10 protein-coding genes are annotated in these 9,875 nt (G+C 70.9%); all 10 read left to right on the forward strand.

The genetic code is table 11. From position 1 onward, the window contains the following. Positions 1 to 130: 130 nt before the first annotated feature. Positions 131 to 1,186, forward strand: a complete 1,056-nt coding sequence (locus ACLL9L_RS19315; RefSeq protein WP_411286278.1) for an ABC transporter ATP-binding protein — start codon at positions 131 to 133, stop codon at positions 1,184 to 1,186. Then, positions 1,183 to 2,394 (forward strand): ABC transporter substrate-binding protein, encoded by a 1,212-nt coding sequence (locus ACLL9L_RS19320; protein ID WP_411286279.1) that lies wholly within the window; start codon positions 1,183 to 1,185, stop codon positions 2,392 to 2,394. The genes ACLL9L_RS19315 and ACLL9L_RS19320 overlap by 4 nt, the downstream gene beginning before the upstream one ends. Positions 2,395 to 2,397: 3 nt before the next feature. After that, complete coding sequence (locus tag ACLL9L_RS19325; RefSeq protein ID WP_411286280.1) at positions 2,398 to 3,276, forward strand: ABC transporter permease; 879 nt, start codon at positions 2,398 to 2,400, stop codon at positions 3,274 to 3,276. Next, the gene (locus tag ACLL9L_RS19330) at positions 3,273 to 4,082 is read left to right on the forward strand and encodes an ABC transporter permease (RefSeq protein WP_411286281.1); all 810 of its coding nucleotides are present in this window, start codon (positions 3,273 to 3,275) and stop codon (positions 4,080 to 4,082) included. The genes ACLL9L_RS19325 and ACLL9L_RS19330 overlap by 4 nt, the downstream gene beginning before the upstream one ends. Before the next feature lie 122 nt (positions 4,083 to 4,204). Beyond that, positions 4,205 to 4,696 carry a hypothetical protein gene (locus ACLL9L_RS19335; protein WP_411286282.1) on the forward strand — a complete coding sequence of 164 codons (492 nt, stop codon included), beginning with the start codon at positions 4,205 to 4,207 and terminating at the stop codon, positions 4,694 to 4,696. Then, positions 4,693 to 5,289 carry an NTP transferase domain-containing protein gene (locus tag ACLL9L_RS19340; protein ID WP_411286283.1) on the forward strand — a complete coding sequence of 199 codons (597 nt, stop codon included), beginning with the start codon at positions 4,693 to 4,695 and terminating at the stop codon, positions 5,287 to 5,289. Before ACLL9L_RS19335 ends, ACLL9L_RS19340 begins: the two co-directional genes overlap by 4 nt. A 9-nt stretch (positions 5,290 to 5,298) precedes the next feature. Then, positions 5,299 to 6,165: an AAA family ATPase gene (locus ACLL9L_RS19345; protein ID WP_411286284.1), complete on the forward strand. Its 867-nt coding sequence runs from the start codon at positions 5,299 to 5,301 to the stop codon at positions 6,163 to 6,165. Then, positions 6,162 to 7,289, forward strand: coding sequence for a vWA domain-containing protein (locus ACLL9L_RS19350; protein WP_411286285.1), 1,128 nt, complete (start codon positions 6,162 to 6,164; stop codon positions 7,287 to 7,289). The genes ACLL9L_RS19345 and ACLL9L_RS19350 overlap by 4 nt, the downstream gene beginning before the upstream one ends. Then, positions 7,282 to 8,415: an XdhC family protein gene (locus ACLL9L_RS19355; RefSeq protein WP_411286286.1), complete on the forward strand. Its 1,134-nt coding sequence runs from the start codon at positions 7,282 to 7,284 to the stop codon at positions 8,413 to 8,415. Before ACLL9L_RS19350 ends, ACLL9L_RS19355 begins: the two co-directional genes overlap by 8 nt. A 58-nt stretch (positions 8,416 to 8,473) precedes the next feature. Beyond that, on the forward strand, positions 8,474 to 9,697 hold the full coding sequence (locus ACLL9L_RS19360; protein ID WP_411286287.1) for a transcriptional regulator: 1,224 nt from the start codon (positions 8,474 to 8,476) through the stop codon (positions 9,695 to 9,697). The last annotated feature ends 178 nt before the right edge of the window (positions 9,698 to 9,875 follow it).

Genomic DNA, 9,875 nt, shown 5'->3' on the forward strand with positions numbered 1-9,875 from the left:
TGCTGCCGTGCGGGGGCCGGTCGTGCGGCAATGATGTGTTGAATCGTGACCTGACGGTCGTGTCCACGCGCATATCCACCCCCTAAGGTGCTGCTGTCAACGCATTCCTCGGTCGTGAGCAGGGGGCTGGATGAGCACAGCGGCGGTCGAGCTGGTGGGTCTGAGCAAGTCGTTCGGCGACGTGAGCGCCGTGGACAGCATCGACCTGCGGATCGAGGACGGCGAGTTCTTCTCGATGCTCGGGCCGAGCGGCTCGGGCAAGACCACCGTGCTGCGGATGATCGCGGGCTTCGAGCGGCCGAGCGGTGGCACGGTAAGACTGGCCGGCGACGACGTCACCACCCGCCCTCCGTTCGCCCGCGACGTCAACACGGTCTTCCAGGACTACGCGCTCTTCCCGCACATGGACGTGCTCACCAACGTCGAGTACGGCCTGCGCGTCCAACGGGTGCCGCGTGCCGAGCGACGCGAGCAGGCGATGGCGGCACTCGACGCCGTGCAGCTCGGCGGACTCGGCGACCGCCGCCCCACGCAGCTCTCCGGCGGCCAGCGCCAGCGCGTCGCCCTCGCCCGGGCGCTCGTCAACCGCCCCAAGGTGCTGCTGCTCGACGAGCCGCTGGGGGCGCTCGACCTCAAGCTGCGCCGGGCGATGCAGCTCGAGCTCAAGGAGCTCCAGCGCGAGGTCGGCATCACCTTCGTGTTCGTGACCCACGACCAGGAGGAGGCGCTGACCATGAGTGACCGCATCGCCGTCTTCCGTGACGGTCGCATCGAGCAGGTCGCCACTCCCGCGGAGCTCTACGAGTTCCCGACGACGCCCTTCGTCGCGGGGTTCGTCGGCACCTCCAACCTGCTCACCGGAGACGCCGCCCGCGCGGTGCTCGGGCGCGCGGGCACCTTCAGCATCCGCCCGGAGAAGATCCACCTCGACCCGGAGGCCGGCCTCTACTCCGGGGCGGGTCACACGACCGCCCGCGGCACCGTGGCCGACGTGGTCTACCTCGGCTCGGTCAACCACTACCTCGTCGAGCTCGACGCCGGACCCACAGTGACGGTGCTGCGCCAGAACCTGCACGGCAGCACCGACCAGTCCATGAGCCGCCGTGGCCAGCCGGTGAACGTCGGCTGGGCCGACGAGCACGTGATCGACCTCTCGGACCCACCCCATGAGAAGGAGACGCCATGAAGCAGACCAGGATGCTCGCCGCGACCGCGGCGGTGCTGACCCTCGCGTTGAGCGGGTGCGGGACCTCGTCGGGAGACGGCGGCGGCACGGCCACCGGCTCGGAGGAGCAGGGCGGGTTCACCGCCCCTGACGTGCCCATCGCCGATGCGCTCGGCGACAACGAGGGGAGCCTGACGGTCCTTGCGTGGCCCGGCTATGCCGAGGACGGGTCGACGGACCCGTCGGTCGACTGGGTGACGCCGTTCGAGAAGGAGACCGGCTGCCAGGTCGACGTCAAGTACTTCGGCACCTCCGACGAGGCCGTCAACCTGATGAAGTCCGGACAGTACGACGTCGTCTCCGCCTCTGGCGACGCGTCCCTGCGGCTGGTGGCCGGCGGTGACGTCGCGCCGGTGAACACCGACCTCATCGCCAACTACGCCGACGTGTGGTCCTTCCTCAAGGACCGGGCCTGGAACTCCGTCAACGGCCAGATGTACGGCGTCCCCCACGGCTACGGCGCCAACCTGCTGATGTACAACACCGACGACGTCACACCCGCCCCCACCAGCTGGAGCGCCGTGTTCGACGACGCGTCGTCGTACTCCGGCAAGGTGACCGCCTACGACTCGCCGATCTACATCGCCGACGCCGCCCTCTACCTCATGAAGACGCAGCCCGACCTGGGCATCGAGGACCCCTATGCCCTCGACGAGGACCAGCTCGCCGCCGCGGTCGACCTGCTCAAGCAGCAGCGCGAGCACGTGGGGGAGTACTGGTCGGACTACCTCAAGGAGATCCAGTCCTTCAAGAGCGGCGACTCGGTGGTCGGCACGACGTGGCAGGTGATCGTCAACCTCGCCCAGGACGAGAAGGCGTCGGTCGAGGCGATCCTCCCGGAGGAGGGCGCGACCGGCTGGTCGGACACCTGGATGGTGTCGTCGAAGACCGAGCACCCCAACTGCGCCTACGCCTGGATGAACCACATCATCAGCCCCGAGGCCAACGCCGCGGTGGCCGAGTGGTTCGGCGAGGCGCCGGCCAACGAGAAGGCGTGCGACCTGACCACCAAGGGCTTCTGCGACTCCTACCACGCCGGTGACGAGGCCTACGCCGAGCAGATCCACTACTGGACCACGCCGATCGAGCAGTGCCTGGACGGCCGCACCGACGTCACCTGCACGACGTACCAGGACTGGACCCGGGCCTGGACCGAGATCAAGGGCTGACGCATGGCACGACAGCGACCGCCGGGGGGAGGTGGGGACACCTCGAGCGCTGGGGTGCTCCACCGCCACCCCCGAGTGCGGCTGGGCCTGCTCCTGGGCCCGCCGATGCTCTGGCTCGGGGTGCTCTACCTGGGCTCCCTGGCGGCGCTGTTCGTCACCTCGCTGTGGACCGTCGACGCCTTCGGCGGCAACATCCAGCGGATCTGGAACCTCGACAACTACCGCGACCTGTTCACGCTCGAGGTCTACCGCACGATCACGATCCGCACCCTGCTCACCGCCGCGGCGGTCACGGTCATCGACGCTGTGCTGGCCTTCCCGATCGCCCTCTACATGGCCAAGGTCGCCTCGCCGGCGCGCCAGCGGCTGCTGGTGATCGCGGTCCTGACGCCGCTGTGGGCCTCCTACCTGGTGAAGGCCTACGCCTGGCGGGGCATGCTCGCCAACGGCGGTCCTCTCGACTCGATCGGGGTCTCGCCCGGCTACGGCGTGACGGCGACCGTGGTCACCCTGTCCTATCTGTGGCTGCCCTACATGATCCTGCCGATGTACGCCGGTTTGGAGCGGCTGCCGAACTCGCTCATCGAGGCCTCCGCCGACCTCGGCGCGAGCACCGCCACCACGATGCGTCGAGTCGTGCTGCCCGTGCTGCTCCCGGCGGCGGTCGCGGGCTCGATCTTCACCTTCTCGCTGACCCTGGGCGACTACATCGCCGTCAAGATCGTGGGCGGTGCCAACCAGATGCTCGGCAACGTCGTCTATGACTCCTTCCTGACCGGCAACAACATGCCGTTCGCAGCAGCGGTCGCGACGATCCCGGTCGTCGCCATGCTGGTCTACCTCTCGGCCGTGCGCAGGACGGGAGCGCTGGACTCGCTGTGAGCTTCTCCCGGACGACGAGGACCGTGCTCGGCCTGCTCAGCGGCCTGGTGCTGCTGTTCATCTATGCGCCGCTGGCGCTGGTGCTGCTCAACTCCTTCAACACCTCGCGCACCTTCGAGTGGCCCCCGACCGGCTACACGACGAAGTGGTGGTCGGCTGCCGTCGAGAACCCGGGCGCGCGCAACGCGATCATGGTCTCGCTCGAAGTGGCGGTGGTGGCGACAGCGATCGCGCTCGTCCTCGGGACGATGGCGGCGATCGCCCTGCAGCGCTTCCGATTCTTCGGCCGCGACACCGTCTCGTTGCTCGTCATCCTGCCGATCGCGCTGCCGGGGGTGGTGACCGGCATCGCCCTGGCCAACGCGTTCCTGACGATCTTCGGGATCGAGCTGGGCTTCTTCTCCCTGGTCGTCTCGCATGCCACCTTCTGCATCGTGACGGTCTTCAACAACGCGATCGCGCGGCTGCGGCGGCTGGGCGGCAACCTCGAGGAGGCGTCGATGGACCTCGGCGCGGGCACGTTTCGGACCTTCTGGTCGGTGACCCTGCCGATGATGCGCTCGGCCCTGCTCGCGGGTGCCCTGCTGTCCTTCGCGCTGTCCTTCGACGAGATCATCGTGACGACGTTCACGGCCGGGTCCGGGGTCCAGACGCTGCCGATCTGGATCTACCAGAATCTCTTCCGGCCCAATCAGGCGCCGGTGGTGAACGTGGTCGCGGCCGCGCTCATCGTGCTGTCCGTGATCCCGATCTGGCTCTCGCAGAAGCTCGCCGGCACCGACGAGTCCGTCGCCGCGGCCCGCTAGCCCGGTCCGACAGTGCGATGATCCCCCCGATGATCAGTGGTCGGAACCGTGACGGGGTCGGTGCCGTCCGATCAGATGAGGGGCCGGGACGCACCGCCCCCCACCAGAAGGGATGGTCGAAGATGAACCGACTCCGTACGACTCACCTGCTGCTCGCTGCGGTGGCCGCTCTGGCCCTGGCCCTCACCGGGTGCGGCGCCCAGGACGACACGGACAGCGCGGCCGACCCTGCCACGAGCCAGACCTCGGCCCCGTCGGCCGAGGCGGGCGGCACCCTGGCCCTGATCGCCGACGGATCTGCGACCGGCAAGTGCGCGGTGCCCAACGCCCAGACCCTCGAGGCGTTCGACACCGCCTTCGCGGGCACGGTCACCTCGCTCGGCGACGACACCGTGACGCTGTCGGTCGACCAGTGGTACGCCGGGGACGAGGCGTCGACGGTCACGGTGGCTGCACCGAGCCAGGATCTCCAGGACCTGCTCATGGCCGTCGACTTCCAGGACGGCAAGAGCTATCTGGTCAGCGCCACCGACGGTCGGGTGACCCTCTGCGGCTACACCGCCGAGGACAACCCGGAGCTGCAGACGATCTACGACGAGGCGTTCGGCCAGTGACCTCGGTCGTCGGCGTGCTCCTCGCGGCGGGGGCTGGTCGGCGCTTCGGCGGTCCCAAGGCGCTGGCGCGGGACGACGACGGCACCTCGTGGCTGCTGCGCTCGGTGCAGGCGCTGGGACCGTGCGCGGAGATCGTCGTGGTGCTGGGCGCCGAGGCCGAGCGGGCCGCAGCGCTGCTGCCGATGTCGGTGGCGCGCATCCGTGCCGACGACTGGGCCGACGGAATGGGCGCGTCGCTGCGCAGCGGGCTCACCGCCCTGGCCGAGACCTCCCACGACGCGGCGCTGGTCTCGCTGGTCGACCTCCCCGACGTCGACGCGGCCGTCGTCGCCCGGCTCGCGGCCGCTGCCGGCGGGCCCGACGTCCTCGCGCGGGCGGCGTACGACGGCGTGCCCGGGCACCCCGTGCTGCTCGGGCGCGACCACTGGGCAGGAGTCGTGGAGACCGCGAGCGGCGACCGGGGGGCCCGCGACTACCTGGCTGCCCACGAGGTCGCGCTGGTCGAGTGCGGAGACCTGGCGACCGGCGTCGACGTGGACCACCGCCCAGGCGCGGTCGCGCATCCAACGTCTGGCCAACGTCCCTGGTCGTAACCTGACGTCATGGACTCTGCCGCCGACGTGGCTGCCCGCCTGGGCGCGACCGGCTACCTCGCTGACGAGGACCTCGCGACCGTCGTGTTCCTGGCCTCCCGGATGCAGCGGCCGCTGCTGCTGGAGGGCGAGCCCGGCACCGGCAAGACAGCGCTCGCCGAGGCGCTCGCCCAGAGCCTCGACCTGCCGCTCGTGCGCCTGCAGTGCTACGAGGGCATCGACGCCAGCCAGGCGCTCTACGACTGGGACTTCCCGCGCCAGATCCTCCACCTGCGCGCCCTCGAGGCGTCCGGACACGTCGACTCCGACGAGGCCGAGAAGAGCCTGTACGACGAGCGGTTCCTGCTGTCGCGACCGGTGCTCGCCGCCCTGCGGCAGGCGCCCGCGGTGCTGCTGGTCGACGAGGTGGACCGCGCCGACGACGAGTTCGAGGCGTTCTTGCTGGAGGTGCTGTCGACCTGGCAGGTCACCATCCCCGAGTTCGGCACCATCACCGCCCCGGAGCCACCGCTGGTGGTGCTGACCTCCAACCGCACCCGCGAGCTGCACGACGCGCTCAAGCGTCGCTGCCTCTACCACTGGATCGACCACCCGGGTCTCGAGCGGGAGGTGGAGATCGTGCGCTCTCGCGCCCCCGAGGTCAGCGAGACCCTCGCCCGCCAGGTGGTCGGACTGGTCCAGCAGCTGCGCGCCCGCGACGACCTGCTCAAGCCGCCCGGCGTCGCGGAGACGCTCGACTGGGCGCGCGCCCTGACCTATCTCGGCACCGCCGAGCTCGACCTCGCCTCGGCCGCGGCGACGCTCGGTGCGCTGCTGAAGTATCGCGAGGACGCCGACCGGGTGAAGGCCGCGCTCGACCGGATGCTGGCGAAGTGAGCCTCGCGCCCCACGCCGCCGACGAGATCCTGCTCGGCTTCGCGCGCGCGTTGCGCTCGGCCGGTGTGAACGTGACCCAGGACCGCGCGCAGTGCTTCTTGTCAGCAGTGGCCACCGTCGGGGCCGACGACCGACAGGCGACCTACTGGGCAGGTCGCGCCACACTGTGCGGGTCGCCCGACGACCTCGCCCGCTTCGACCAGGTCTTCGCCAGCTGGTTTGAGCACCGCGACGGGTTGCCGCAGCCGCGTCCCCGCGAACGCTCCCGCCCGTCCACGGCCCACCTGCTGCCGGATTCCGAGAGCGGCGGCCGCGATGGCGGCGACGGCGAGGAGGACGTGGTGCGTGCCGCCGCGTCGGCCGCGGAGGTGCTGCGTCACCGCGACGTCGCCACCATGGACTCGGCCGAGAAGCGACGCCTGGCGGCGATGTTCTCCCGCCTGTCGCTGCGTCCGCCCATGCGTCGCACGGCCCGCCACCAGAGGTGGCACCGCGGCACCATCGACGCCTCCCGCACGTTGCGCAACTCCCTGCGTCACCTCGGCGAGCCCGGCGAGATCGCATGGCGCCGCCGCGGTGTCCGCCCGCGTCGGGTGGTGCTGCTGGTGGACGTGAGCGGCTCGATGAGCCTGTACGCCGACGCGCTGCTGCGCCTGGCCCACCGGCTGACCCAGTCGGCGCGGACCACGGGCGGCACCGTCGAGACCTTCACGGTCGGCACCCGCCTGACCCACGTCACCCGTGCCCTGCGGTCCCCGGACGCCGACCGCGCCATCATTGCCGCCGGCGAGGTCGTGCCGGACTGGTCCGGTGGCACCAAGCTGGGGGAGAACCTGCGCGTCTTCCTCGACCGGTGGGGCCAGCGCGGCCTGGCCCGCGGTGGGGTCGTCGTCGTCTTCAGCGACGGCTGGGAGCGCGGCGATGCGGAGCTGCTGGGCGAGCAGATGGCCCGGCTGCAACGGATCGCGCACCGGGTGATCTGGGTCAACCCGCACCGCGGCAAGGAGGGCTACCAGCCCCTGCAGGCCGGGGTCGTGGCCGCCCTGCCGCACTGCAACGACTTCCTCGCCGGCCACTCGCTGGCCACGTTCGCCGAGCTGACGGAGGTGATCGCACGTGCGTGACGTGCTGTCGGAGCTCATGACCTGGTGGGAGGCCGGCGAGACGATCGGAGTGGGGACGGTCGTGGCGACCTTCCGGTCGGCCCCGCGCCCAGCCGGCGCCTCCATGCTCGTCGGGCCCGACGACACGGCCGTCGGTTCGGTGTCGGGCGGGTGTGTCGAGGGCGCGGTCTACGAGCTCGCCCAGGGCGTGGTCGCCTCGGGCGAGCCGGTGCTCGAGCGCTACGGCGTCTCCGACGACGACGCCTTCGCGGTGGGCCTGACCTGCGGCGGCATCCTCGACGTCTTCGTCGAACAGGTCTCCCGCACGACCTTCCCGGAGCTGGGCGAGGTCGCCGCCGACATCGAGGCGGGGCGACCCGTCGCCCTGGCCACCGTCATCCAGCACCCCGACCCCGCGTGGGTCGGGCGGCGGATGGTGGTCCGCCCGGACGTCCCGGCCGAAGGTGGCCTGGGCTCCCCGCGTGCCGACGCGGCGGTCCATGACGACGCGCTCGGGCTGCTGGCCGTCGGCACCAACGCCACGCTCACCTACGGCCCTGACGGCGAGCGCCGTGGGGAGGGGATGCGGGTCTTCGTGTGGGGATTCGCCCCCAAGCCACGGATGCTGGTCTTCGGCGCCATCGACTTCGCCGCCGCGGTGGCCAAGGTCGGCTCGTTCCTGGGCTACCACGTGACGGTCTGCGACGCGCGTCCGGTGTTCGCCACCACCTCACGCTTCCCCGGTGCGGACGAGGTCGTGGTCGACTGGCCCCACCGCTATCTCGGCGCCGAGCTCGAGGCCGGACGCATCGACCGGCGCACGGTGCTGGCGCTGCTGACCCACGACCCGAAGTTCGACGTTCCGCTCCTCGAGGTCGCGCTACGGCTCCCCGACGACGTACGCCCCGGATTCATCGGCGCGATGGGGTCCCGGCGCACGCACGAGGAGCGCATGGGCCGCCTGGCCGAGGCCGGGCTCGGCGCCGACGAGATCGCGCTGCTCTCCTCGCCCATCGGCCTCGACCTCGGCGCCCGCACGCCGGAGGAGACGGCCGTGTCGATCGCCGCCGAGATCGTGGCCCGCCAGTGGGGCGGATCGGGCGAGCGCCTCGCCTCCACAGAGGGTCGGATCCACCACGACGACTGATCCCCTGTTGTGAGCGTCACACTCGGGCTAGGTTTGCCGCGACCCCCGGGGAGAAGCGATGAAGCCCGACGACCTGCACGCACGCCGTGTCAGTGCTGTGCGCGCCTGGACCCAGTTCGTCGCCCAGGGCGACCGGGAGGCCGACGCGGTCCGCCCGGAGATCCTGCGCAGCTGGCAGCTCTCGGGGGTGGTCTCGCCTGCCATGACCGAGGCCCCGCTCGACGACGAGGGCGACACGGCCGACTTCTTCAACGCCTCACCCCTCCAGGCCGCGGTCACGCGCGTGCAGGACGAGCTGCGACGCACCGCCGAGGACGGTGACCTGGTCATCGCCATCACCGACGAGCAGACCCGCATCCTGTGGACCTACGGCGGTCGGGTGATGCGCCGCAAGGCCGAGACGGTCAACTTCGTGCCCGGGGGCCGTTGGGACGAGGCGAGCGTGGGCACCAACGCCCTCGCGATCGCCGGCCGGACCGGTGCGCCGTCGATGGTCTTCAGCGCCGAGCACTATGCCGAGGTCGTGCACAACTGGGTGTGCTGGGCCGCTCCCGTCTTCGACCCGGTCACCGGTCGCCCGCTCGGCGTGATCGACCTCTCGACCACCTGGGACCGCACCCACCCCATCGGCCTGGCGACCGCGCGGGTGATGGCGAGGCACATCGAGGGCGCGATGCCCGCCGACCGGCGGACGACCCCCCTCGGGGTGGCGGCACCCGCCGATGCCGGCCTCACGCTGACGCTGCTCGGCACCGCCGAGGTGTGGCTCGACGGCCAGCGCCTGCTGCTCAACCGTAGACAGACCGAGATCCTCGCGCTGCTGGCGCTGCACCCCGACGGTCTGTCGGTCGAACAACTGCACTCGTTGCTCTACGGGGACTCCTCGGTGACCACCTCCACGCTCAAGGCGGAGGTCTCCCACCTCCGCTCGGCCCTGTCCGGCCAGCTCTCTTCGCGGCCCTACCGCCTCACCCTGCCGGTCACCACCGACATCGAGGAAGTCCAGCGGCAGCTGCGTCGCGGCGACGTACGAGCGGCGGTGCGTGCCTATGGCGGTGACCTGCTCCCCGGGACGGACTCGCCGTCGCTGGTGCAGACGGGGGAGTACCTCGCGGTCAGCGTGCGCGAGGCGCTGCTGGCCCATCCCGACCCGGACGCCGTGCTGCGCTACAGCGAGCTCGCGCCCTATGACACCGCCGTGGTGGAGGGATGCCTTGCCTCGCTGCCGGTCCATCACCCGGTGGCCCCGCTGCTGAAGGGGCGGTTGGCCGCGGCCCGGTGACGGACCGGTCCCGACGCGGTCGGGCAACCGTTGTCCAACCACGACGACATAGATTCACCATCACGTGACCCACCTCACACTGGAGCTGCCTGATGTCGAAGATCGAACTCACTGTCGACGGGGCTGCGGTCTCCGATGATGTCGAGCCCCGGATGCTGCTCGTGCAATACCTGCGCGA

Source organism: Lapillicoccus sp., assembly GCF_046595215.1.
Lineage (GTDB): Bacteria > Actinomycetota > Actinomycetes > Actinomycetales > Dermatophilaceae > Lapillicoccus.

Excerpts from the sequence above, each read along its gene's own strand:
- ACLL9L_RS19335 (WP_411286282.1), top strand. The coding sequence starts at position 4,205 with ATGAACCGACTCCGTACGACTCACCTGCTGCTCGCTGCGGTGGCCGCT.
- ACLL9L_RS19325 (WP_411286280.1), top strand. The coding sequence starts at position 2,398 with ATGGCACGACAGCGACCGCCGGGGGGAGGTGGGGACACCTCGAGCGCT.
- ACLL9L_RS19360 (WP_411286287.1), top strand. The coding sequence starts at position 8,474 with ATGAAGCCCGACGACCTGCACGCACGCCGTGTCAGTGCTGTGCGCGCC.
- ACLL9L_RS19320 (WP_411286279.1), top strand. The coding sequence starts at position 1,183 with ATGAAGCAGACCAGGATGCTCGCCGCGACCGCGGCGGTGCTGACCCTC.
- ACLL9L_RS19315 (WP_411286278.1), top strand. The coding sequence starts at position 131 with ATGAGCACAGCGGCGGTCGAGCTGGTGGGTCTGAGCAAGTCGTTCGGC.
- ACLL9L_RS19345 (WP_411286284.1), top strand. The coding sequence starts at position 5,299 with ATGGACTCTGCCGCCGACGTGGCTGCCCGCCTGGGCGCGACCGGCTAC.